The sequence below is a fragment of the Arenibacter aquaticus genome (genome assembly GCF_003957295.1).
Taxonomy (GTDB): domain Bacteria; phylum Bacteroidota; class Bacteroidia; order Flavobacteriales; family Flavobacteriaceae; genus Arenibacter; species Arenibacter aquaticus.
The window spans coordinates 523,194-549,814 of record NZ_RQPJ01000021.1; the positions used below are offsets into that span (position 1 = coordinate 523,194).

The window sequence follows — 26,621 nt, forward strand, 5'->3', positions numbered from 1 at the left end:
TTTTTATAGGGTTATAGTGTTATCTGAATATTTAAGTTTTAAATTAGTAAGCATGCTTTGCGTTAATAATTCCAAATTGTATTGTGGCTGCCAATTCCAATCGCGTCGCGCCTCTGAATCATCAATGCTCATTGGCCACGAATTGGCAATGGATTGCCTAAAATCTGGTTTATAGGTTATCTTAAAATTGGGGTATGTTTTTTGGATTGCAGAAGCCAATTCTTCTGGACTAAAGCTTATGCCTGCTATGTTATAGGAGGTTCTAGTCTTAAGGTTTTCCTTTGGGGCCTGCATTAATGCTATGGTGGCCCTTATGGCATCGTCCATAAACATCATTGGCAATATGGTGTTAGGCTCCAAAAAACACTGGAACGTTTCTTGGTTGATGGCACTGTGAAATATATCCACTGCATAGTCCGTGGTACCACCTCCCCCCAAAGACTGGTATCCTACTATGCCCGGATAACGTAAGGAACGTACATCCAGGTTATATTTTTTAAAGTAATAGTTGGCCCACTGTTCACCAGCTGCTTTACTAATGCCATATACCGTTTCTGGCACTAAATAAGAGGATTGGGGAGTTTTTACCCTTTCAATATTATTTCCAAATACGGCTATGGAACTGGGGTAGAACACTTTGTCAACATTAAATAGACGGGCTACTTCCAGTACATTGAAAAAAGTTTTCATATTGATATCCCAAGTTGGCATGGGGGCCTGTTCACCTTTTGCAGATAAAATAGCTGCTAAATGATAAATTTGGGTAATATTGTATTCTTTAACCAGATCTTCTAAGGCCTTAAGGTCGGTAGCGTCCAATATCTCAAAAGTGCCATTAAAGTTGTCTTGGGGTCTAATATCTGTTGCCACTACATTGTCAATACCATATATTTGCTGTAGTTCTTTCGTTAAAACAGTACCCAATTGACCGCCAGCACCTGTTATTAAAACGACTTCTTGATTCATAACCGAATTATTTAATTTAAAGATTAAAATTATAAATTACAGCTCATTTTGACATAAAATATCTTTAAATAATAAAAAATAAAGTAAATTTGTTTTTATTAATTTGATAATAGAGAAATATTTACTTTATTGTATCGGAAATTGTACCGGAAAAAGAAATTTTATCTTCACATGGAAAAACTTGATGAAATAGACCTGAAAATTTTAAGGATTTTGCAACAAGATGCAAAAAAGACAACCAAGGAAGTAGCCGAAATGCTTAACCTGACAATCTCTCCGGTCTACGAGCGAATTAAGAGGTTGGAAAAGGGAGGGTATATTAGAAAGTACGTTGCTTTACTGGATAAAAAGCTGGTTAATATTCCTATAACGGCAATTTGTATGGTGTCCTTGCGCTATCACCATGAAGGTTTTATAGATAAGTTTGAAAAGCAGATAAAGGCTTTAAAAGAAGTACAGGAATGCTATCATATGGCCGGGAAAGTTGATTTTTTCTTGAAAATTAACCTTAGTAGTCTTGATGAATACCATGAATTGGTGCGCTTAAAATTATCCAAGATCGAGAATATAGGAGTTTTGGAAAGTTATTTTGTGCTAAAGGAAATAACCTCAAGCACCGAATATGTTATCTGATAGTTATTGTCCATTTAAAAACAAATTTCCTAGTTACCCCCCAATGTGGTAGTCGCAGGTTTTTGGGGTGGGTCATATGACCAATATCAGTTTGTAATCCTTTGTCCCTTAGTAAATTTGGTTATCACCCAATGTGATAGCCATGGAAAAAAAATTAAAGGACCATTATGTGCCTCTTACTACCACCTCTCCTATTTGGGACCATTTTTTTACGGTTGCCCCTTTAATCATAGTGGGGACTAAGGAAGGAGAGGGTTATGATTTGGCACCCAAACACATGGCTACACCCATAGGTCCCTCCAATTACTTTGGTTTTGTGTGTACCCCAAACCATTCTACTTATCATAATGTTAAGAAGAACAAAGAATTCTCCATAAGCTTCCCACTCCCGGATCAAGTGCTTTTGGCATCATTGGGGGCAAGTCCGAGAAACGCCGATTTGAGTAAATCGGACTATATATTATCTACCTTGCCAACGCTCAAGGCTACATTCATTGATGCGCTATTTATAGCCGATTCCTATTTGTTTCTGGAATGCGAGCTGTTTAAAATCATAGACGGATTTGATGCGCATAGTTTTATAACGGGCAAGGTAAAAACCGCCTTCGTTCACAAGGATTATCTTAGGGTTTCGGAACGTGATGAACAGGAACAGATCAATGAAAACCCATTATTGGCCTATTTGGCAGCTGGTAGGTTTGCTTCAATTTCCCAAACCTACAACTTTCCATTTCCCAAAGGTTTTAAAAAATGAAGGAACATAAAGAGGTAGCGGAGAATATTCAGGGATTTTTAGAGTCGCATCATGAACGTATAATCCATTTTCTAAAAGATCTGGTTTCTTTGGAGTCTCCTTCTCGTGAAATAGAAAGACAGCATAAGATACTTAATTTTTTAAAGTTTAAGTTTGAAGATATTGGCTACAGAGTGATTTTGGTACCTGGCAAACAAACTGGCGGCTATTTGTACGCCTGCCCCAAAGAAAGGGATAGGAGTTTGCCCTTGCAGCTGTTAATTGGTCATTGTGATACAGTTTGGCCTGCAGAAACTATAAAAATTATGCCAATTTCCTATAAAAAAGGGGTTATAAAGGGTCCTGGGGTCTATGACATGAAGGCAGGACTTACACAAATGTATTTTGCCTTACTGTGCATCAGGTCCATATCAGTACCGCTTCCAGTAACTCCGGTTATTCTGATAAATTCGGACGAGGAAATTGGAAGTCGGGAATCCACAAATTCGATCAAAAGACTGGCAAAAATTTCGAATAGGGCTTATGTGTTGGAACCACCTTTGGGGCTGGAGGGAAAACTAAAGACCGCTAGGAAAGGATTGGGACGTTTTACCCTAACTGTTACTGGAAAGGCCGCACATGCAGGATTAGATCCGGAAAAGGGGATCAATGCCATCGTAGAGTTATCCCAACAAGTACAAAAATTGTATGCTATGAACGATTTTGACAGGGGTATAACCGTTAACGTAGGTATGATTGAAGGGGGGATTTCCCCCAATGTTGTAGCCCCGAAAAGTAAAGCCGTAATAGATGTTAGGGTTTTAAACGAGGCCGACGGCATATTTATAACGAACAAAATAAAGGGATTAAAGCCATTTCTGCCCAATGTTACCCTTGCTATTGAAGGAAGTATAGGAAGACCACCCATGGAACGGACAAAGCGAAACCAAAAACTGTGGCAATTGGCGGAAGAACATGGTAGAAAATTAGGCTTAAGTTTGGAACAGGCAACCGCCGGTGGTGGCTCTGATGCCAATACGACCAGTATTTATACAGCTACATTGGATGGCTTGGGAACCCCTGGGGACGGGGCGCATGCCCCCCACGAGTACATTTTTGAGAATAAACTTATAGAGCGGACCACTCTGTTGACACTTCTGCTCTTGTCCGAACCCTTAAACAGTAAGTCATGAATAATAAATATATACTTACCTCCTTGACCCGTATTTCCGATTTGGACCAGAAGCACTTTACATTAAAGGAATTGCCCAAAACCCAATGGAATACAGGTGATTATGTGGTGTGTAAAATTTTGGATCCGGGAAGTAGCTCACTGCTTTTGGAATTGCCCAATGGACGGATGCGCGGTGTAATAGGTGGCGAGTTGATAATAGGGGCCTTGGGTGAACGCTTTGCTACCTTGGAGGCTACCGGTACCTGGCGCAAAGTTGGGGACGATTTAAGAATGAACGTACTTACGGGAGCCGGACTCTTTGGAAAACTCACTTCCAAATCTGCCTTTCTACCCAATATGATGGAATTGGGCTATAAAGGACATGTGCAACGAAATGGAATAAAATTAAACATGCAGGATTTTGTTACACCTGCCCTGCCCATTGCCTTTACTACTCCAGTTATTCTTTTTGCGGGAACCTCAATGTCTGCCGGAAAAACTACTTCAGCAAGAATTGTAGCCCACCTTTTTAAGCAGGCAGGCTATAAGGTGGTTGGAGCAAAATTAACGGGAGCTGGTAGGTATAAGGATATTTTGGCCATTAAGGATGTAGGAGCTGATGCTGTGTTCGACTTTGTGGATGTGGGGCTCCCCTCCTCCATTTATCCAAAGGAAGGTTTCCAAGAAAAATTGCAACAACTGCTGAGTAAAATTGAACATGAGCATGGGGATGTGGCCATCATAGAAATTGGTGCCTCACCCTTGGAGCCTTATAATGGAGATATAGCAATCCAGGCTATAAGAGAACAAATTAAATGCATTATTCTGGCCGCATCCGACCCTTACGCAGTTTATGGCCTTATGAAAGCATTTGAACGTGTTCCCAATGTGGTAACCGGTATAGCATCCAATACTTTGGCAGGTAAGGAAATGGTAGAGAAACTTTGCAATGTAAAAACCTTGAATCTTATAGATGCTAGCACTACAGGGGAATTAAAAGAGATACTACAAAAAACTTCTGGTTTTAAATTATGATGAAGACAGCGTTTTGTCAAGGTCTTATTTTACAATCTGGAAAACTTAACCATCTATAGGATCTTAAAGATAAATTCGGAATGGTATAATAGAGAATAATTAATAAATGACCATAACCTTAAAAAAATGACCCTGAAAAATTGTTCTTATTCAGGGTCATTTTAAGATGGGGATATTACTGTTTAAATTTAAGTGTTAAAAATTGGAATCAATTTATTTTTAAGCTCCAGAAAGTCGGACTCTAAGCGTAGTTTCACCTTCTTTTATAATGTATGCTGGAAGTCGTAATTCGATACGTTTAAGGTTTTTAATTTGTCGGTCCAATTCCATGGGTGCGGGATCCAAGGATATCACGGATACGGATATTTCGGGATGTGATAAATTTTCCAATTTTAGTTGTTGGCCGTCTTGGTACAAGACTGCCCCGCCTTTTACAATCTCCACATCGGCTACTGTAAGTAGCTGCCAAGTTACCACCTTTGTTGAATCGGAAGCCACTAACCTATCCTCTATGAGGAGGGATGTTGGACTGTCCTTAACAAATCTACGTTGGGCACTTTTTAATTGGCCTTCAAAGGCAGCACTAAGATCAATTGTGGCCTCAGGTACTTCTCCGTTTTGAAAGTTGGTAAAAAAGGCCATACCATCTACCTGATGATGTTGGTTGTTCACGGTTAGTGTGCTATGACCAAAGTTATTTTTGGTCAATAATGTCCATCGTTGGCAATCTTGGCACCTGTGCCATAGGTCGAAGCCTGTTTTTTCCAGCGTATGATATTTCTGATTACCGGCATCGATGGACCAGCGGACTCCGTTGAGTTCAAAAATAAAGGAGCCAGCATCCATATTCCCATGGTTTACGGTTCCCCTACCCCCTTTACCACCAAAATAGTACTGGTGTGGGTCATTATTGGAAGATCTAAAAATTACAATTGGGTTCTCGCCGTCTCCTTTCCAGTTCATTGGGGTCTTAACCTCATTCTTTTCTTTGTATTGGGAAACCCAAACCAATCCGGCACCGGCATTTCTTGCTAGTTTCCCCATATCCTCTGGGGGAGCTAAAAAACGATCTTTTTCAAAAAAGGCTTTATTTCCTGTTTTGGCAGCGAACCAAGCCAATGTAATATCCCCTTGCTCGCTACGTTTATCACCACAATCGGCAAAATTGTAATAACCACCTGAAGGGGTGTTGGAAAGCAATCTAAAATTAGCACTTTCCATAAATGCGGGAAATTGGGAAAGTCCAAAGTCGGTATTAAATGCACTTTCCAGCATAGCAACTGTCATTACCGTAAAAGAGGTGCCGTAGGACCAATAGGTAGAACCTTCGGGATATACCCCGTCAGGGCCATAGGAAACAAGGGCTTGTGGAATACTGTCCAATGCCCTGCCAATGGTTTTTGCCGCCAATTTCGGAGCCTTATCGGCTGTGACAATAGCGGCTGCCACCATACCTCCATGGCAAACTTGGTTCCAATTGTTATTGCCGCCCACCCAGCCGGTATTGCCTTTTTCGTTGTAGCTAGGTTTTATTCCTTTTTCTATTAGGGCCGTCTTGGCCATTTCAATGGTAGTAGCAGGTAGTGCGTCTCCGGCCCAATCAATCCCAATGGCAACTGCCATGGACATTTCTGCTACATCCAAATAATGCGAGGGGTTCCAATCTACAAAGTTACAAACGGCTATTATCTCTTCGTTAATTCTGGACAGTAGCACTGGGTCCTTTTCTATTCTATAAACCATCCCCAGCATATTCATACGGTACAACATTTCTCTTGATATGTGTAGTAATCGCCTCCCTTCCAATTCCCTGATCAGTAGGTTTTTATTTTGGATTTTAGCTGCATTGGCTTTGATGGCCTTGTACAGGTTCTGTACCACTGGGTCCGTTTTGAGTTTCTTTTTAAGATTTTTTTCAATTTTTGGATTGAGTACTAGCTTGGGCCCTGTTTTTTTTAATTTTTTTTGAAGGTACTGTACACTAATAGGATTCTGTAGTTTAGGAATAGTAGTGTTTATTTCTTCTTGCGGCCTTACAAACTGCGTAGATAATAGTAAGCAAAGTGATATGGTAAATAGCAGCTTATGTATTGTACTTATTGACATTTGGTATGGGTTTAATTAATGACTAAAGGTATTATAGTTCTTTAAACAACAAAGCCATCGTAAGAGGATGGCTTTGTTTATAAAATTATCAGGTCCTTACCAATTAGGGTTTTGGCCTAGGTCAGGATTTTGTGAAATTTCGGAAAGGGGAATAGGCCACAAATAGTGTTTGTCTTCATCAAATTGGGGATTTTCCCAATCTGAGCCCCCATAGGGATCAATATAGGTTTTCCCAGAATCTGGATCCACAGCTGTTTTAACCGTAGCACCTTCATATCGAGATTCGGCAGCGTCATCCCACAACAGCCCCAAATCTTTTTTCTGTAGTTTGGAACCTTGTTTCCAGCGTCGTAAATCGTCATATCTAAATCCTTCCATAAATAGTTCTACGCGGCGTTCCCTTCTAATCTCGGCTATCAGTGGCGAAATTCCGTCACCTGTATAGCGTGGATCAACCGGAACATTGTCAATGTCTAAATGTGGCATGGCCACTCTATCCCTTAGGGCATTGATGGTAATATCCAAATCGGTCTGGGTGATGGTTCCCAACTCGGCTACGGCTTCGGCGTAATTAAGCAAGGCTTCCCCTAACCGCAAGGTAATGGCCGGGGTCCATGAAGTATTATAGGAACGGTATGCAGCCTCTACATCATATACCTTTATAATGTGATAGCCGGTAGCGCTCTTTGCGCCCCCTACCATTCCGGTTACACGGGGATAAGTGAAATCGGCACTATTGCCAAAATTATAGAACTCCCTATCTTCAGGGTGTAATACAGTTTGTCTAAGACGGGGATCCCTGTTTACAAAAACGTCTTCAATCTGGGCATCACCTTGATACTCATTGGAAAGGGTAATGGGAAGGCCATCGGTGCAGAGGTAATCTTCTACCATACTTTTGGTAGCGCCACCGTTATAACCTCTCCAATAGGACATTACATGATTGGTATACTGTCCCGGATCATATTTTCTCCATAAAATAACCTCTGGGTTGCCATCCAAGTCCAATTGACGGTGATAGGCGTTGTAATCGTGTTCGGGGTCACCAGTGCTATATAGTGAATAAGGACCGTTCTCTATTAGCTCCTTGGCCGCATTGGCCGCTTCTGTAAGCCACATTTCACTATTGCTGCCGCCATGGTATTTTTGCCAGGTACCTTCAAAAAGACAAATCCTGGATTTTATAAGAAGAGCGGCCCAACGGTTTAATCGACCATGATTACCACCATCCCCCCATGCCTCAGGTAGGTTTTGGGTGGCAAAATTTATATCGGCCAAAACGTTTGCCATAACTTCACTTCTTGGGGTTCTAGCACTGAACAGTTCTTCGGAATCTGTAGAAAGTTCTTGATCTATCCAGGTTATGTCTCCAAATTTGGAAACCTTATCGGCATAGAACCAACCCCTAAATAGTCGTGCTTCTGCCCTGTACTTGTCCTTAATTTCTTCGGAAACATTTGCTAGGTCATAGTTTTTTAGCCCAATATTCAAGGAGCGTACAAAATTCCACCCCTTATAACCATACCATTGTGGTCCATCTGGGGTCACATGAATACCAGCACGTAATGATCTATACCTATTGTGCCTACTGTGTTGGGCAGTAATATTGTCTGAGGCCTCGTCCAAATACCAGATACCGAAACGGTGACTATTGAACCCGTCATAATGCCCCATCATAATAGGTACATTGTCATCATTTCTGGCAAGATTATAAAAGTTGTTGTTATACACCTCTAGGTCACTTTCGGTAGACCAAAAAGTTGCATCACTTACACTATCCAATGGTACCCTTTCTAAAAAGTCATCGTTGCAGCCGAACAATAGGAGAATTGCTGCAAACCACATTATATTGTTAATTCTATTTGTTTTCATAGTATATATTTTCTTTTGATTAAAAGGACACATTCACTCCAAATGTTAAGATTCGCTGCAGGTAGTATTCCTGGGTAACGGTAAATACCGATTCTGGGTCTAGAGGCTTGTGCATTTTAGTTGATTCCCAAAGATTTTGTCCCGCAAGGTATAACTGGCCCTTGGTCATGCCCAAGTTATCCAATAAGGTACTGGGCAAATTAAAACTAAGTGTCACATTCTTAAGACGGATATAAGAAGCATCCTGTACATAGCGTGATTGTGGAAGAATGTTACGTTTGTCGTTGGTACCCACCAAAGGGGCTGCAAAATAGGCATCCGGGTTCTCAGGGCTCCATGATTCGGTTATGTAGTACTTCTCAACAAGATTGGAATTACTGGGATAAAAGGCATTCCAGTTTCCGTTACTGGGTAGGTAATCCCTGAACAGTCCTTGAAAAAATAGATCTAGTGACCAATTTTTATATTTTATATCCGGGTTAATTCCGAAGGAATAACGCGCCGTGGTATTACCTATTATTTTGTAATCTCCTGGATCATCCAATGTCTGACTTCCACGGTCTATTTTACCATCACCGTTTAAATCGGCATACTGGATATCTCCTGCGGACCAGTTATTCCCAATGGGTGACTGATCAGGAGCGGCAGCTACCTCGGAATCAGTTTGAAAAATCCCAACTGTTTCGTATCCCCATATATCACCAATTTTTTGCCCAACGTAATATTCGGACAAAGAGCCCGATGGATTGTCATACTTGGTAATTTCAGTCTGATTATCGGATAGGGCGAGGTTCAAGCCCCAACGTCCGTGCTCACCAAAGGTATCCCGCCAGGTTACGGATAGCTCCCAGCCATTGGTACGTAAATCTGCGGCATTACTAGCTGGTGCGCCGGTACCCAAAAGACCGGGATAGTCAACAGACATTAACATGTCTTTGGTATCACGGGTATAATAGTCAGCAGTAACAGCCAACTTATTACTGAACAGGGCCAAATCCAAACCAATGTTCTTGGAGACCACGGTTTCCCATGTTAAACTAGGGCTCACCAAACCTCCTGGACTCACGTAAGGTGTTCTTCCAGATCCAAGTATAAAGGGCGAGGTATTGGATCCCAAACTGGTGATGTAAGGATAATTACCGTAATTACTTTCCACAGACTGGTTCCCCAAGGATCCCCAGGACCCCCTAATTTTAAATTGATCCAACCAGCCGGCTGCACTATTCATGAACGACTCTTCGGATACATTCCAACCTGCGGAAAAGGAAGGAAAGAAACCAAAACGATCATCAGTTGGAAAACGGGAAGTACCGTCATATCGGCCATTGGCCTCAAACAGATACCTGTCTTTGAAAATATAGTTCAGTCTATAAAAACCACCTCTTAAAGAGAAAGCTGTTTCATTGCCATTCGTGGTCTGTGCACCAGTGGTTGCACTAATATTATTGATCTGTGGAGTGATCAAGGTCTGTGCTCTAGCGGAAAAATAGCGTTTATGGCCCCATTCTTGGTTGAAGCCGATCATGGCTTTAAGAAAATGGTCTTTATTGGCCTTATCTGCATTAAACTCATATTCAGCAAAGGCGTTAAAAACATAGTATTCATTGCGATTGTTGGTCTCTTGGATATAATCGTTACCACTAAGGCCGTTAGTGATAATGGGGTCGGCATTTAGATCTGTACTAACAATTTCAATTTTGCTGGCAACATCCCTGTCATTTCTATTAAAGGAATTATAGGAGAAATCACTTCTAATTTTTAAGCCAGGAGCCGGATCCAAGGTTACTCCTTGGGTTAGCCAGATATCGCCTGCCACAAAGGTATCGCGTCCGCCGTCTTCCAAATAGGGCAAAAAAGTACCAAAATACATACCTATATATGGCTCGTAGGTTGCCCGGTCACCAGGAGTTTGGTAGTAGGGTAAGTCTGGGAATTTCAAGGGAGTAATAGAGGTTACCCTAGCCACTGTGTTAATGTTAACGTCCCAATTGTAAAAGTGGGGCTTGTCACTATTTTGGTTATTGTACACAATTTTAGAATCCAGGTTTAACCAATCGTTTACCTGATAGTCGGTTTTCATTAAAATGTTGTAGCGCTTAAACTTCTCGTTTTTATCGGCATTATTAATATATCCGTCCTTACTTAAATATCCAAATGAGACATAATAGGATGCCTTTTCCGTGGCTCCACTAATACTAAAGTCATAGGTCTTTTGAGGACTAAAATCTGCGATGGCTTTATCGTTATATTCGTTATTTCCGAAATACCGTAAGGTACCGTTTTTAACACCCCATTCGTTTTCGGGAATTGGATTTTCAGAATATCTTTTGGCTCCGGCAACATAATCGTCATCGTATGCCGGTTGTCCACTGGTACGAATGGTAGCCTTATTTATGTAGGTCACCAAGTCATAAGGATCTGTTACCGGATCTATATGAAAAATAGGTTTGGCATAGGATTGCTGTGTACTGAAATTGATACTGGTTTTACCAACCCTACCTTTTTTTGTCTCTACCAAGATTACACCAAAGGCACCTCTTGCTCCATAAACAGCTGCTGCGGATGCATCTTTTAGGACGGAAACACTTTTAATATCATTGGGATTAATACGTTCTAAGTCCATTGGAACCCCATCTACCAAAATAAGTGGACTACCACCATTAATAGATTCAAAGCCCCGAATGTTGAAATCCGCGCTCCCTGTTGGATCCCCGTTTCGGATGGATATGTTTAGGTTGGGAACAACACCCTGTAGCCCTTGTCCCGCAGAAGTAATAGGTCTGTTCTCCAGACGTTCGGCATCTGCAATACCCACAGAACCGGTTAGGTTTTTCTTTTTCTGGGTACCATACCCTACAACCACCACTTCTTCAAGTTGGCCTGCATCAATAGGCATACTGGCATTTACGGTAGATTTTCCATCAACTGGTACTTCAGTGGATTTATAACCTATATAGCTAAATACCAAAATGGCGTCAGAGGGAGCCTCCAGGCTATAGTTTCCGTCAAAATCTGTCACCGTACCGGTTGTTGTTCCCTTTATTATTACACTGGCACCGGGAAGGGGAATGCCATCTTCATCGGTTACCGTTCCTTGTACAATCGATTGTATTTTTTCCGATAAAATACTGTTGTCCTTTAGATTTGCATGGACAGCTGTGGTTGAAATGCCCATGGAAAAAAGCATGACGGGTAATAGGAATCCCGTTGCCTTAGGCATCAATTTGTCTAAGCGATTTTTCATCATAATAATTTAGTTGGTTTTAAAATAGTTGTTAATCCTGTTATTATTTGTCCCCTCGTAATTTAAAATTCAATTTAAAGCCAAATTCCATAAACCTAAATATTAACTTAAAAGTTTATGAGAATCTTAGTTGTGTTACAGATTTAGTGGGTAGTTGGCACAATTTTATGTCATAAATTACGTGTTAACAAATAATTAACTTTTCGAATATAAGAATAGATTTGGAATAAAAAAATATTTTTTCAACTCTATTAGTGAAGTGATTTAGTGGTGTTCCAATTAAAAAGAAGGGTGCATTGGTGATTATACAGGAGGTCTATGGGTGCTTCTTTTGAATTATATAAACTTAATAATTTGGATTGGAATTGGACTAAATGGCATATATAGCAGTTCTAGAGAATTCTCACTTTTCCTAATACCCAATACTTAAATTTAAAATTTCAGAGCATCTTATGCTGTTTTAGAACCCGCTTCTTTTGGGCCTTACTCAACCCCATATCCTAATAGAATTGAGGTAATTCATACATAGTAGTAACTATGATAAGCCATTATTATTCTGGCTTTTTTACATATTTCAAGGAAGATATGCGCTTACCAGTCTTGTAATCCAATCGCTTTCCGTAGTAGATATAATTATCAAAGACATCACCCTTACCCAATGTCCTGGGATCTCCCTGTGCTATAAGCTCCGCTTCCATTTGGGAACGTAGTTTGGCAATTTGGCCAGCGTATTCCGGAAGAATAGCGAGATTATTTATGCAATGGGGATCCTTTTGTATATTGTAGAGTTCGTGCTCTGGCCTTTTGTCAAAATTCATCTCAAAATAGAAATACTCTTCATCTTCCGGTACTAAATCTGTAAGATATTTTTTAGTGGGTGAACCATCACAATTCAAGAAACCGTATTCCGGGTTACCAACAGGCCATCTTTCCGGTTTTATATTGTGAACGTATAAGAGGGAATCGTTACGTATGGCACGCACTGGATATGCCAAATCTTTTCCGTCTTCATTGGAACGGCCCACATCATGACGTTCTTTGCCCAAAAGGACATGGTCTCTTAGAGGGTCTATTTGCCCCGACTTCTTGGATAGTAATTGTTTCATAAGGCTTGTACCGGTCATTTGTTGGTGTGGGGCCTTACCCACTACTTCCATGAAGGTGGGTGCCAAATCTGAAAAACTAACAAAATCGTTCACCCTGCGCCCTGGGATTATTCTACCCTTCCAATACGCTATCAATGGGATGTGAAAGCCTTCCTCATAGATTTGCCCTTTAACCCTAGGGAAAGGCATGCCGTGATCCGAGGTTATCACTATCAAGGTATTGTTCAACAGTCCCCTACCCTCTAGTATGTTAATTGCACGTCCTACCTGGGTGTCATACCATTCCACCTCATTGGCATAATCCAATAGATCTCCGCGGACTATTTCGTTGTCCGGATAAAAGGGAGGTACTGCTGCTTCCTTTAATTCCCGACCAGCTTTTTTCCACGAATCCAATTCATAGGACCGATGTGGTTCTTTGGCTCCCAGCCAAAAGCAGAACGGGGCAGTTTTTCCCTTTTTATTTAGAAACTCCTCAAAATTGGCAGCATAATCTATGTCGCTAATTCCTTTATAAGGGGGGGCTGTTCGTATGCGGTTATATTGGGGTCCTGCAGGATTGTCTTGTGTATCATAGACGCCAGGACCCCATCCTTTTCCAGTGAAACCTACCTTATACCCTTGTTTCTCCAATAATTGTGGATAGGTTTTAAACTCGGTAGGAAACCTACCATTGTGGTCAGCGGCTTCTTTGAGTTGCCAACTATACTTGCCTGTAAGGATACAAGCCCTTGCGGGGGAGCATTTGGGGTTACCATTATAGGCATTGTCAAAGACAACTCCTTCCTTGGCTATGCTGTCTATGGAAGGAGTCTTTACAAAGGTGTCGCCATAAGCCCCAAAACTCTTCATGGAAGCATCGTCTGCGATACAAAATAGAATATTTGGTCTTTTAATATTGGATTGACCATTGACTAATTGGCTTAGACAAACAGCCGCAAATATCAAGGTGACTATTTTTCTACTTCTCATATGATACTATTTACTTGGATTCCATGAATAAGGATTATTAAACTATATGGCTTCTATCCACAGTTTTTAAAATTTAAAACACAGTATTGCTATATCCGCAGATTAAAAGGAAAATGATCCAGGCACAATGTGGTTTTGGCCAATTTCTTGTGGGATTTATATCAGTTTATTTAAGTTCCAAAGCTTGCACATCCTTACCGGATTTACCCCTAATTTCTTGAAAATCAGCGATCAATTCCTGCAGTTTTTCCGGGTTGGAGGAAGCTAAATTCTCTCTTTGACTAGGATCTTTGGCCAGGTTATACAGTTGATATTCGTTTGAATTGCCCAGCTCAATATTTACCCATTTATTAATTGCAGCTCCTTTATACGGTGGAATCATTGCCCAATCACCTTTTCTAAAGGCTGTTCTGGATGTGGCCTCCAACACCAGTTGTTCCCTACCATTATTGGATTTACCTAAAAATACGTCCAAGAGGTTTTTACTGTCCTCTCCTGTTCTATCGCTTCCTACCAAGGCGGCCATTGAGGTTAGCAAGTCTACCTGGCATACCAAGGCGTCCGACTTTGCTGGAGTTATCTTGCCTTTCCAATAGGTGATGAATGGCACACGGGTGCCGGCGTCAAACAAACTGTATTTGCCACCTCTTAAATGACCGGATGGGGTATGGTCTCCCAATTTTTCCACGGCGTCGTCATAGTATCCATCATTTACGACTGGGCCATTGTCACTGGAGAATACGATTAAGGTATTTTCTAGTAGGCCCTCGTTTTCCAAGGTTTTCATAAATTCACCTATAACCCAATCGGCTTCCAAAATAACGTCACCTCTTGGTCCCATTCCGGATTTGCCGGCAAAGCGAGGGTGTGGTGTCCGTGGTACGTGGGGTTGCTGTAGGGCGTAGTACAGAAAGAAAGGCTTGTTCTTGTGTTCTTTCACATACTGTTGGGCCTTGGCCAAAAAGTGGTCGGCCATATCAACATCGCTCCATTTGGCGGCTTCCCCTCCTTTCATAAAGCCTATTCTGGGTATACCGTTAACAATACTGTTATTGTGTCCATGATGCCATTTCATGGTAGTGAGCTCCGGATTGTCCAGACCTGTTGGCTCCCCTTCAAAATTTTTCTTGTAACTTACTTCTATTGGGTCATTGGGGTCTAGTCCGTCTACACGGCCATCTTTAATGTATACTGTAGGAACCCTATCCTGGGTAGCAGCCAAGATATAGGAATAATCAAACCCTACCTCATTGGGGCCCGGAGAAACCCTCTCGTTCCAGTCTACCATTCCACTGCCCAAACCTAAATGCCATTTGCCAACAATACCTGTGGAGTAGCCTTCTTCCTGTAACATTTTAGGGACGGTCATTTGTTTGGTATCAATTATCAAGGGAGCGGTACCCGGCAATATTTTGGCATCTTTATTGCGCCATGGATACCGTCCTGTTAATATGGCGTACCTACTGGGGGTACATGTTGCCGAGGTAGCATAGCCGTTGGTAAATTGCACACCTCCCTCTGCCAGTGCATCCATATTAGGGGTGCTGATTTCAGTAGCACCATAGGCGCTCATATCACCATATCCCAAGTCGTCCATATATATAAATACGATATTGGGTTTTTTTTCAGTCTCGGTAACAGTAGTTGTTTTCTCCTCCTTGGATTTACATGATACCAAAAGCAAGATGGCTATGGCGGCCTGGAAATAATTCCTTCTAATAATTTTCATTTCTCTGATTAGTTGATTTTAATAATATGGGCTTTATCAGCCAAAAATATACAATTTACTTATGTCTTTTAGCTTTTTTAAGCCATTTAATAAGGTGTTAAACTATTACGGTTTCTTTTGGGTCCGTACTTATTTGGACAGACTTAATTACTTTTTCATCTTCCCCCTCCCCTATTATCAAAGTGTACTTTCCCAAGGAGAATACGGCTGGGACATATTCCTTTCCTTTTATACGCATGGCCTTTACCGTTTCATTGTTTTCTTCATTTATTATCCTAATAAGCTGGTTGGCTTGCTTGCATTGTAATTTTGGCAAGTAGCCCAGGGGTCTTCTTCCATCGTTATCATTTTGATCTATGGTCAATGGCCAACCGGGATAGGTATTTTCCTTTGAATCGATATCCAAATTTGCCAAAAACCGAATGGCTTCCATAGTAATGGTCCTGGCCTTGGTATTAAAGGTGACAATACCAAAACCAGATGCCTTTTTCTGAGCTTTTAGATATCTATTTTTCTCTTCGTTAAAATCGTCTTCCGGATTCCCAACGGCGTAGATATAATTATAGTTACCAAAACCATCGCGATAACAGCCCGTATTGGGCAATGCGTGCTCCGGTCTGTCTGTAAAAGGAATATTGACCGAATCCGGTTGCCCCCATCTAGGGTACCCTGTTGAAATAGCCGGGGTACAAAATGTCCATCCCCCATCGCGTATCCCATCTACACTATATTGTACCATAAAGGGTAAATGTTGGTCCCCATTTATATGAAAGGCACTTGCCTTCCTAAGGGTTCTAATAACTTTATCGCGTTTGGATTTGGGCCATCCACCTGAATCCAAATCCCCAAACAAGAATTGCTTTCTAGGACCATGGTGGGTACCTACGTTAGAAAATAGGGTCTGACTCAATAATACCTTCATGTCTGTTCCTTCCCAATCTTCAATCCATTTATCTAGAAATTCCATTTGCCGGTTGCCAATAAAATCCAGGTTTTGGGCATCCAATTCCTCTGGTGTAGCAGGTGCAGTAAGATGATCAATCCGTCCTTTCCCCGGTCTAAGCATTTCCGGCCCCGATTTAAATAGCCTGTCACTTACAATGGCGAAACTCACCCTGCCGTATACCATTTGCGTATACCAATTATTTATTCCTGAAGGTAACGGCTTAGGGTCATAGGGATCGGGAAGGTGACCGCACTGTGTACGGTAAACTACGTTTACCATGTTAGGGGTTTGAACCAGTCCCCCATGGGCGTCCTGAACTTTTTTCCATTTTTCAAACGAAATTCCTTGTCCGCCTTCTCCCCACAAATTCCCTTGATATACATCATGGTCGTCCGGGGTACAAATGGTAGGCCTATCCCTCATAATATTGCCAAAGGCCCATCCAAACATATACCATTTGCCCAAATAATTCAAGATAGCACTGTCCTCTGGTTGTCTTTTAATAGGATATCCCCCATTCCCCTCATATAACTGGTCCCCGGAAAAAAAGAGCATATCGGGATCTGTTTTTTCAAGGTTTTCCACTAGAGGCCTATAAGGATATCCGGCCCATTCCTGGCAGGTCAACCCTCCAAATCGTAGTGGTTTTCCAATGGGTTCCTGCCTAATAGTGCCTTCATAAAATTGTTTTTTTCCATCTATCTTATATACCAAGCGGTAATTGGTGTTTTCGGTGGAGTTCCAATCTGTTATCTGAAATATGGCGGTATAGGATACAGTATCTATTTCTAAAGTTTTTTCTTTCACCCATCTATTATTTCTACGGAATTGTAGTTCTACTTTTTGGGAATCTTTTTCTCCTACCGGTGGGAATTGAGCCGTTAGTTTTAAGGTGTTTTTGGATAGGGTGTACATTGCCCATAGCACTGGCCCAAAACTGTTGGAAGGATTATATTCTACTTTATTGCCTTCAACACTCAAGTATTTGGACCAAAAGGTGCTGCCTCCCTTTTCGTTCATATTTTGCTCCAAAGCCACCAAACCGGCCAATTCACCAGAATGTTGGTAGGTTAATTGGGCTTTCTGATCCTTGAGATCTACCACGGACAACTGGCATTGATATCCATTATCATTAGGAGCTGTCTCTAACTGCAATTCAAATTCCGTATAGTCAAATCCTCTGGGTAAAGTAACTTCCTCTTTGCCTACAAACAACTTGCCCTCTAAGCTGACACCCATGGCTAGCCCTTGGCCAAAATAGCAAGCGGCCTTTATGCTGTTCCTGTCCGTACTGTCCTGTATACCCACAGTAAAGCCTACGCTGCCCTTGGTTTTGTCATTTCCCAACAGCCCCAACTTACTTTTTATCTTAAAATCTCCTTTATCCTTTTTAAGTAGGTAGGTCAATAGATTTAAACGCGTGTTCTTTTTGGTACTCTTACACTGTAGTCTATTGTTTGTTATTTCCCAATCCTCCATAGGAATACTCCAGAAATCCTTGCCTATCCATATTCTATCATTTAGGCGTTCAAAATTAAATTCGGCCGATATTGAAATTTCTCTTTTACTACTTTCTTCCAATAACTCATTTTGGCCGAGTATATTAGGGAAAGGGTGGGCCATTATAGGAATGGCCCATCCTGCTTTTTGAATAAATTTTCTTCTTTTTAAGCTCATGTGCTTTATAAATTTAATTTCCTAATTTAGGATTTACGTTTACCTCTGTTTCTGGTATTGGCCAAACGTCATCAACTCCTTCCCGGAAATTTTTAGTGGTGACATACCATCTGGACTGGGCGTCTATTTTCTTGGAGGTAGTTGGATACAAGGTTGAATTTGGGAAGGGAGCCCCCCAAAAATCACCTACCAATACTTCGTCACCAATTTCCCATCTAAATATATCCCATAATCGCTGACCTTCCAACGCTAATTCAATTCTTCTTTCATTTCGTAAGATTGGCCTTAAGAGATCAGCATCGGTTTCGGTTATAGGAGGCAATCCTACAGAGGCCCTTCCTCTCACAGCATTTATGGTAAGGTCCAATAATTCCTGGGTTATTGGGTTTCCAGCTTCTAGTTCCGCTTCCAAATAACTAAGCAATACTTCGGCATATCTAATAATTGGAATATTACCACCATAGTCGGACCTCAGATTGCCACTAAAAGATTCGTCAAAGAATTTTCTCAATCCATATCCCGTTCTAGTTGCCTGTTTGGAATAGGTCAATTGATCTACAGATCCGGTGGAATCTGGATGACAATCATAGGTCTTACCAGCAAAGGTTGACCCGTCCCATATAAAGTTATATCTAAATCTTGGATCCCTATTGGCTCCCATATCAGAATAGTCAAATCTGGGATCGTCATAGGACAATGGCGTTCCATCATCAAAACCATAGGCATCGGCCAAGCTTCCCAAGGGGTTTACTATATGCCAGCCCGAGGCAACTGCGGGGTAAGCATGCTGTGGCAGAGCATTGCCAGCCTGTCCTCCAAAATACTGGGAACTAAAAATATTCTCACTACTGGCCTCATTGGTCGGCGTAAACAACGATTGATAATCCGGGTCAATGATATTATCGCCCTCATCTATAATTTGTTTGTAGACCTGCGACGCCTCATTGAATTTCTTTTCACCTAGATAAAGTCTTCCCAAGAAAGCCCATGCGGCCTGTTTACTTGCCCTACCAGCTTCATCAGCTTTGAGTTCACCAAAAGAAGGTAAAACTGCAGCGGCAGCCTTAAGCTCGTTTTCCACAAAAGCAACCAATTCACTTTTGGAAGCCTTATCAACATTATTGGCTTCATCAGGAGTCAAGGTAGTGGTTACAAGGGGAGCACTGCCCCAAAATTGGGAAATATAAAAATACTGTGTGGCCCTTAAAAACTGAACTTCCGCGGACATTCTATCTATTTTGGCCTGTTCCATTGCTACCTCATCAATATTCTCCAGAAAATCGTTACAGATAGCTATCCGTTTATAGGACCCCTTCCAATATCCGTTTACTACATTGTTATTGGGTAAAAGGGTACCGTTTGTTAAGCGGTTCTGGGTAGAGTTGTCACCTCTACGGTCATATGCATTATCGGTTGCAAATTCCATAAATACTATACCACAATAGGTCCACCAATCTGACGGGACAACCTGTGTCCCATATTCTATGGCGCCCCTATATGCTCCGGTAAGGGCAATATTGGCATTGGACTCTGATGTCCAGAAATTATCCGCGGCAAAAGCGTTGCTAGGGAATTGCTCCAGCTCCTTATCGCATGAAACCATAGTTCCCAAACTAAGGCTCCCAATGATAAGGAATCTAAGGAAGTTGGATTTAGATGACTGTTTGTTATATATTTTGAACATGATCTTAAAATTTTAGGTTTATTCCAAAGGTGTAAGTGGTTAAAATGGGGTAATACGCGCCACCCCCGATTATTTCAGGATCCCATCCTTGTCTATAGGAATTAAAGGAATGCAGATTTTCTGCCCCTAAATAACATCTAAGGTTATCAATCCCCATGGAATTGGTAAGTGTATTTGGAAAATTATATCCGAGTTGTATGTTCTTTATACGAAGATAGCCGGAGTTGACAACCCAAAAATCTGAGGTAGCCGTATTGGCCGAGCCACTGTTGGTCAATACTTCCAGCCTTGGATATTCTGGGTAACGGACAGGATTTTCCGGATCAAACCTACCTTCCATTTGCCAACGTTGTATATTGCCTAGATTAAAAAATGCATAACCGGCATAACCGTCCAATTGTCCTTTAACCTCAGCTGTTCCTTGAAGCAGGACGGACAGGTCAAAATTCTTATAGTTAAACCCTAGATTGGCGCCAAAAGTATATTTTGGAATTCTACTGCCCAAATAAGTACGGTCATAAGTAGGATCTACCTTTCCATCCGGAACCCCGTCCGGGCCACTAATATCTTTGTACCTAATGTCTCCAGCCTGAGCTGTTGGGTTTACGGCGGTCATATCGGGCCAGTTGCCTACTTCACCGTCGTTTAAAAAAACACCATCGGTCTCATAACCATAGTACATATGCATGGGATAGCCTATAAATAGGTTGGATCCGTTCCCAACTAAACCGTTGGGTTGCTCTACATTACCCAACCCCAAGGTGATTACTTCATTATTGATAATAGAGAAATTTGCGTTTATTGAATATCCGAAATCCCCTTTGTTTCCACGATAGCCAAGATCAAACTCCCAACCGGTATTTTTTACTTCACCGGTATTGGTTTCACTAATGCCTACCCCTAAAACAGAAGAAATACTGGCAGAAGGCTTAAACAATACATCGGTAGTATTTCGGTTAAAATAGGTGGTGTTAAAACTTAGCCTGCCATCAAAGAAACCGGATTCTATCCCTATATCCGTGGTCTGGGTAGATTCCCATTTAATATTGGCATCCTTATAATTGGCATATGCCGCTCCTGTGGCTAGTCCACCTCCCAATGAGTAATCCCTGCCGGAGGCCAAAACAGTTTGGTATGGATAATTTCCTATATTCTGATTACCTAATATACCCCAAGATGCTTTAAGTTTTAAATTGGACATCCAAGATACTTGCTCCATAAATGGTTCTTGTGAAATACGCCAGCCCAGAGCAGCAGATGGGAAAAAGGCGTACTTATTATTTTCGGGAAAACGGGAAGACCCGTCATATCGCATGGTAGCTTCAAACAAATACTTCTCATTGATACTATACTTTAGACGTGAGAAAAATGATTGTAAGGCCCATTCTGCATCATAGCCCCCGGATTGCTGATTTTCTGCGCTCCCTAGATCCATTACGGTATAATCATTACTGGCAAAATCCTGACGGTAGCCGTTAAATAAGGATATTTCTTCATTTTCAAAAGAGTATCCTGCCAACAGACTAAAATCATGGGATCCAAATTCTTTGGTATACTCTCCTGTAAACTGCATGGTCTTAAAAATTGTCTTGTTGCTGTATTGATCAAGGTAGGATTGTCCCAAGAACACATCTTCATTTAGTCTTTGGGAGGCCAAATAGGAACGTTGCTCATCAAGGGTAAAGTTATACCCCCCTATAGCAGAAAAGATTAGATCATCAGTAGGTTTCCAATCCAATTTAAGGTTTACCCCTACTCTGGTGGTTGGATTGTTTAAATAGGATTGGGAGTCCAACCAAGCAACTGGTGTTCCTCCGCTTTCTGGTCCAATGCCATAATTACCTTGGGAATCCCGCCCTAAAAAAGTGGCAGGATAGCGCACGGCATTTTGAACCAATTGATCTAAAAATCCACCCCCTTTATTTGCCGTGGCCTGTGGTTCTTTACGTTCTTCCAAAGCACCAAAGAATCTAGTGTTCAATTCAAATTTTTCTCCCAATTTATTATTGAGGTTCATACGAAAGTTATAGCGGTTAAAGCTATTTTTAGGTACAATACCTTGTTGATCCATAAAACCTGCGGAAACATAATATTTATTTCTCTCATCACCTCCATTTACAGTAAGTGTATGGGAGGTTTGGATTCCGTTTTCTGAGAATAGGTCCTCCAGGAATCTGGTATTCGGATAATTGTCAGGATCATTTTGGGCCCTATATCGCTCAATGTCCTCCGCGCTAAAACTATTACTCCCCGAAGCAATGTTATACATTTCTGCATATTCCCAGGAGTTGACAAATTCTGGAAGTTCAGTGGCTTCATTGACACCTATATAACTGTTATAGCTAATAGAAAACTTCTTATTGTTACCGCTTTTGGTTGTTATCAATATTACTCCATTGGCCGATCTAGCACCGTAGATGGCTGCGGAGGAAGCGTCCTTTAAAACGGAAATTGATGCGATATCGTCCGGGTTAATATCGTTCAAGGTACCGGCAATACCGTCAATGAGCACCAGGGCATTTGGAGTGGCCCCAAAAGAACCTACACCCCTAACGCGAATATCCCCACCACTTTGTCCAGGTCTTCCTGTTCTTTGTATTACCGTTACTCCTGGCATTTGCCCTGTAATGGCTTGGGAAGCCTGTGTAACTGGCCTGTTTTCTATGTCTTTGGATGACACTTGAGAAATGGAACCAATTACATTGACCTTCTTTTGGGTGCCATAGCCCACCACCACAACTTCATCCAAGCCTGCGGCACTCTCCTCAAGAGTAATGCTAAGGGTTGTCTGCCCGGAAATTGGAATTTCCTTAGTGGAAAATCCGATGTAAGAAACAACCAGAACAGCTTCGGAACTGGTTAGTTCCAATGTGAAATTTCCGTCAAAATCGGTCTGAGTACCATTGGTAGTGCCTTTTTCAACTACACTGGCTCCAGGGAGCGACATACCCGCTTCATCCAATACTGTTCCCGATATGGTAGGTTGCTGGGTTTCATTCTTTTTCTTTAGACCACTGTCTTGGTCAGTTTTTTGAACTTTGCCATCTATTGGTTTCAAGGCTATTTGTTTATCCAATACCTTATAGCCAATATTGGTTCCGCTAAATACATGTTCCAATATTTTTTTTACTGTTACCCTTTTAACCTTTACGGTAACTTTACGTTCCAAGTCAACTTCTTTGGTGTCCACAAAGAATTTAAACGCTGTTTTCGACTCAATTTCATTGAGTACCTCATAAACACTTACATCCTCTAGATTCAGATTTATTTTTGTGTTTTGGGAATAGGTATTCCCCTTTACTTGAAAGAGTACTACTACAAATAATAGAGTGGTTAATTTCATTTTCAAATCGAATCGCCATGACCAACCACTACGATTCCGTGGTTTGTTAGTTTTTTTCATAATTTAGTAAAACAGTTTTGGTGGTTAATTTTCTTTAATCACTTTATCTACCAGAAAATGCTCGCAACATTTTCTGGTTTTTTTAAAAAGTGGAATTTGTAAGCTTATTAATTTTCAATTCATTTGGTTTGAGTTTGTTGATTAATTAATTATTATGTTGTTTTCATTAATAACATATTCTATAGCATAGATTTCTTGTAACGTTCGGAATACTTGCTCTATACTTTCTACATCAAAAACCGCATTATAGGTTTTTTCCTCTAAAATTTTATTTCGGTTTACGATAGATACATTATAGTGTCTCTCCAACTTTTTTCGCATTACCTTGAAAGGGGTATTTCTAAAAATAAGTCGTCCTTCCATCCAACTGGTATATAGATTCGTATCTACTTCTTCTATTTTGGTTTCTTTTGAATTTGGGTTCCAAACCCCTTTATTTCCAGGCTCCAGAAAAACTGCACCTTCTAGATTAAAGTCGCTCATATTTTGATGCAATGCAACCGACCCTTCAACCAAGACGGTGTTAACATCATCCTCTTCGGGATAGGAGGAAACGTTAAATTTTGTGCCAAGCACCCGCACATTTAAGTCGTTTACCCTTACTACAAAGGGATGGGAGGCATCTTTGGTAACCTCAAAAAATGCTTCCCCGCTAAGAAAAACCTGCCTTTTGGTACTATTGGTAAATTTTACCGGATATTTTATGGAACTCCCGGAATTTAGATGAATCCTTGTGCCATCGGAGAGTACTAGTTTAAACGACTTTCCATAGGGAACGGACAATTCGTTATAAATGGGTTTGGAATGAAAAGCCTTATCGGATTCACCCCTATAGTTTAAGACACTCCCTTGTTGCTTGCCAACGACCATTCCGTTTTGTTCAACTATGGTACGTTCGCCCAACTCTGTAATTGTTTCAATACTTCCATCACCCATTTTAAGGATAATGGCATTTTTATCAAATACCAGCACTTCTGAAGGTACATTAGGTTTTGTTAAGAGGTATCCAAGGGAGCCTATGAGAAGGAAGATTGCAGCATATCTTAGAAAGCCTGAAAAATAATTGGAGGGTTTGCCCTTGTCCAATTTTTCCTCTAGTAAAAGCCAAGCCTTTTCTAAATCTTCGTCGCTTTTAGCATCTAAGGCATAGGACTGTTTAAATTGAATAAATGCTCTTTTATTTTTAGGAGAACGATCTATCCATTGAAAGATCAATGCAATTTCTTCCTCTGAAGCCTTACCGGAAAAATATTTTGAAATTAAATCGTAATCCATTAATTGGAATTTAGTATTCCAATTAAGTACACCTAAAAAGTAATATACCCTATATTAATTTTTTACTTTTTTTACAGAAAACGTAAAATACAATAGATTAATATTAGGTAAACGTAATTTGATAGGCGTAATTTAAGGAATTTGGTAGCCCTGGTTATATTGGCTTCAACGGCTTTTATGGTGATTCCCAGCTCTTCAGCTATTTCCTTATTTTTTTTATTCTCCAATCGCTTTTTTACAAACACCTGCTTACACTTATTTGGTAATTCTTCGATCGACTTTTCAATGTGTTGCTCCAATTCCGAAAGGGTAACGGAATCGAACTCCATGGAGTTCAATATTTCAATGTGTAGGGAACACTCCCTATCGTGCAGGGTTTTGGATCTATATTTTTGAACCACTTTGTGATGTCTAAGAAGGTTTAAACAATCGGTCTTGGCAGACCTGTACAAAAAGGCTTTGATCCCATTTATTTTTTGTACTTTTTCCCGGTTCTCCCATAACTTTATAAAGGCATCTTGGGCTACACTACGGGCTTTATCCTCATCGCCTATAAACTGAATACCAAAACCAACCAAATTGTTAAAATGTTGCTTAAAGAAAAACTCAAATGCACGACGGTCACCTTCCTTGAATTGATGAAAGCGCAATGCAGCCAAACTTAAAAGCTTTTTATCCATATTGATTGGTAATTACACAATTTTATTTAAGTATAAATGTAATTATTGGATATAAATATACATTTTTTTATTAAATGTATAATGTACGTGTAAATAGTTGCTTTGGTTATGGCCTATTCTTATTATATAAAAAAATGATCTCTATAGGGAGGTGCTTCACTTGTGTTTGAGTTTCAGATATGTACCCTGCTACACTTTTGTATGAAGTAACTATAAGTGTAATAACCTTATAAGCTCAAAAGACAATTCAAGAATATAGTTATAGGTGGTAATAGCGAGGAATAGAAATAGCCCAGACTTAGTTTTATATAAAAAACATAGGCCTAGGCTCATCCATAAAGAGGTGTTATGCAGTTTTGCACCGATATCTGTTTAGATGGTATTATTCTAGTAAAAACGACTATAGTTAGATCTTCTTCTCTCCTTGAAACGGGAGATATCAAAAACCAGAAACAGCTCTAGGGAACTGGGTATAAATTGTTTTGCCTCGGCACCAAAGGGGAGTCTATAGTTGAGACCAAATTCAAAGGTCTCCAGGGTAAGACTTGTGGCGAAGCCAATTTCAGAAAAAGATGCATTTTCCATAAAATTAACATGTTCATTGACTCCTATGCTGAAGTTACCAAGAATAACGTCTTGATAAAAGTCTAGTCTGGTATTGGGACCTTGCACCGATACGGCATTGAATAAATACAAATAAGAGTACTCTGGCAACTTGGCCTGTCCGTATTTATTGATATCCAACTCATAACCAAACTGACCGGAGACCAACATATTCAAATTTACATTGTTTTCACTTTGTCTCGAGGATATTTTGGGCCTATTAAGATGCTTAAGAGATAGACCTAATAGCATATTGGTATCGTTATGAATCAATACGGAAGCTCCTAAATCCAAGTACCCAATATTTTCTGAAGCAGTAATGGGATCTATGGTATTGGCACTAATCTGCCCAGTAAATATATTTATTTGATCCTGAAAGGTAAGATTGTTGAAGTCATACCTATAGTTACTGTATCCACCCGTTATACCTGGATACAAGATCCAATCGTTGGGCAGTACCAATTTGTACATATAACTCAATGCCGCCGAGGTGTAATTATAGCCTGAATTGTTTAAATTGTTATTGAACAGGTCCAATCCCAATTGAAAGTTGTATTCCTCAAAAGCAGTGGAACCAAAGGCATATTTGTGCTGGGATTCCGTACCTTGACTTTGACTGGCGAATTCTGCCAATACCCCTATTCGGGTTTTGTCCTTAAAGGCATGAAAACTGGGATTTAAGGAAGCGGGAACCTTACTTAGATTATGTACAAATTTCTCTTGGGCAGAAGCTCCCAACGAAATAAGAATAAGTAAAAGGAATATTATATTTTGTTTTTTCAT

At 40.6% G+C, this 26,621-nt stretch carries 16 protein-coding genes; 4 read left to right on the forward strand and 12 right to left on the reverse strand.

The window, feature by feature from the left end; translation table 11 throughout:
- Window positions 1-3: 3 nt before the first annotated feature.
- Window positions 4-966, reverse strand: coding sequence for an NAD-dependent epimerase/dehydratase family protein (locus EHW67_RS18135; RefSeq protein WP_126163801.1), 963 nt, complete (start codon window positions 964-966; stop codon window positions 4-6).
- Between the two features lie 171 nt (window positions 967-1,137).
- Here EHW67_RS18135 and EHW67_RS18140 point away from each other — a divergent pair, with 171 nt between their 5' ends.
- The 4 genes from EHW67_RS18140 (at window position 1,138) to EHW67_RS18155 (ending at window position 4,541) form a co-directional block, all read left to right on the forward strand.
- Window positions 1,138-1,599 carry an Lrp/AsnC family transcriptional regulator gene (locus EHW67_RS18140; RefSeq protein ID WP_126163802.1) on the forward strand — a complete coding sequence of 154 codons (462 nt, stop codon included), beginning with the start codon at window positions 1,138-1,140 and terminating at the stop codon, window positions 1,597-1,599.
- 142 nt (window positions 1,600-1,741) lie between these two features.
- The gene (locus tag EHW67_RS18145; RefSeq protein WP_126163803.1) at window positions 1,742-2,353 is read left to right on the forward strand and encodes a flavin reductase; all 612 of its coding nucleotides are present in this window, start codon (window positions 1,742-1,744) and stop codon (window positions 2,351-2,353) included.
- Complete coding sequence (locus EHW67_RS18150) at window positions 2,350-3,525, forward strand: M20 family metallopeptidase (RefSeq protein ID WP_126163804.1); 1,176 nt, start codon at window positions 2,350-2,352, stop codon at window positions 3,523-3,525. Before EHW67_RS18145 ends, EHW67_RS18150 begins: the two co-directional genes overlap by 4 nt.
- Window positions 3,522-4,541, forward strand: coding sequence for a hypothetical protein (locus EHW67_RS18155; RefSeq protein ID WP_126163805.1), 1,020 nt, complete (start codon window positions 3,522-3,524; stop codon window positions 4,539-4,541). Before EHW67_RS18150 ends, EHW67_RS18155 begins: the two co-directional genes overlap by 4 nt.
- A 219-nt stretch (window positions 4,542-4,760) precedes the next feature.
- Here EHW67_RS18155 and EHW67_RS18160 read toward each other — a convergent pair whose 3' ends face one another.
- The 11 genes from EHW67_RS18160 to EHW67_RS18210 all read right to left on the reverse strand — a co-directional run bounded on the left by EHW67_RS18160 (window position 4,761) and on the right by EHW67_RS18210 (window position 26,621).
- On the reverse strand, window positions 4,761-6,647 hold the full coding sequence (locus EHW67_RS18160; RefSeq protein ID WP_126163806.1) for a heparinase II/III domain-containing protein: 1,887 nt from the start codon (window positions 6,645-6,647) through the stop codon (window positions 4,761-4,763).
- A 96-nt stretch (window positions 6,648-6,743) separates the two neighbouring features.
- Window positions 6,744-8,519, reverse strand: a complete 1,776-nt coding sequence (locus EHW67_RS18165) for a RagB/SusD family nutrient uptake outer membrane protein (RefSeq protein WP_126163807.1) — start codon at window positions 8,517-8,519, stop codon at window positions 6,744-6,746.
- A gap of 19 nt (window positions 8,520-8,538) precedes the next feature.
- Entirely contained in the window at window positions 8,539-11,763 is a 3,225-nt protein-coding gene (locus tag EHW67_RS18170; protein WP_202912007.1) for a SusC/RagA family TonB-linked outer membrane protein, read from the reverse strand.
- A 551-nt stretch (window positions 11,764-12,314) separates the two neighbouring features.
- Window positions 12,315-13,841: a sulfatase family protein gene (locus EHW67_RS18175; RefSeq protein ID WP_126163808.1), complete on the reverse strand. Its 1,527-nt coding sequence runs from the start codon at window positions 13,839-13,841 to the stop codon at window positions 12,315-12,317.
- Between the two features lie 166 nt (window positions 13,842-14,007).
- Window positions 14,008-15,570 (reverse strand): sulfatase family protein, encoded by a 1,563-nt coding sequence (locus tag EHW67_RS18180; protein ID WP_126163809.1) that lies wholly within the window; start codon window positions 15,568-15,570, stop codon window positions 14,008-14,010.
- A 97-nt stretch (window positions 15,571-15,667) separates the two neighbouring features.
- Complete coding sequence (locus EHW67_RS18185; RefSeq protein ID WP_126163810.1) at window positions 15,668-18,193, reverse strand: alkaline phosphatase D family protein; 2,526 nt, start codon at window positions 18,191-18,193, stop codon at window positions 15,668-15,670.
- 13 nt (window positions 18,194-18,206) lie between these two features.
- Window positions 18,207-19,877, reverse strand: coding sequence for a RagB/SusD family nutrient uptake outer membrane protein (locus EHW67_RS18190; RefSeq protein ID WP_202912008.1), 1,671 nt, complete (start codon window positions 19,875-19,877; stop codon window positions 18,207-18,209).
- Window positions 19,878-19,881: 4 nt separating this feature from the next.
- Entirely contained in the window at window positions 19,882-23,280 is a 3,399-nt protein-coding gene (locus EHW67_RS18195; RefSeq protein WP_202912009.1) for a SusC/RagA family TonB-linked outer membrane protein, read from the reverse strand.
- A gap of 141 nt (window positions 23,281-23,421) precedes the next feature.
- Window positions 23,422-24,555 carry a FecR family protein gene (locus EHW67_RS18200; RefSeq protein WP_126163811.1) on the reverse strand — a complete coding sequence of 378 codons (1,134 nt, stop codon included), beginning with the start codon at window positions 24,553-24,555 and terminating at the stop codon, window positions 23,422-23,424.
- A gap of 71 nt (window positions 24,556-24,626) precedes the next feature.
- The gene (locus EHW67_RS18205; protein WP_126163812.1) at window positions 24,627-25,235 is read right to left on the reverse strand and encodes an RNA polymerase sigma-70 factor; all 609 of its coding nucleotides are present in this window, start codon (window positions 25,233-25,235) and stop codon (window positions 24,627-24,629) included.
- A gap of 387 nt (window positions 25,236-25,622) precedes the next feature.
- Window positions 25,623-26,621, reverse strand: coding sequence for a PorP/SprF family type IX secretion system membrane protein (locus EHW67_RS18210; RefSeq protein WP_126163813.1), 999 nt, complete (start codon window positions 26,619-26,621; stop codon window positions 25,623-25,625).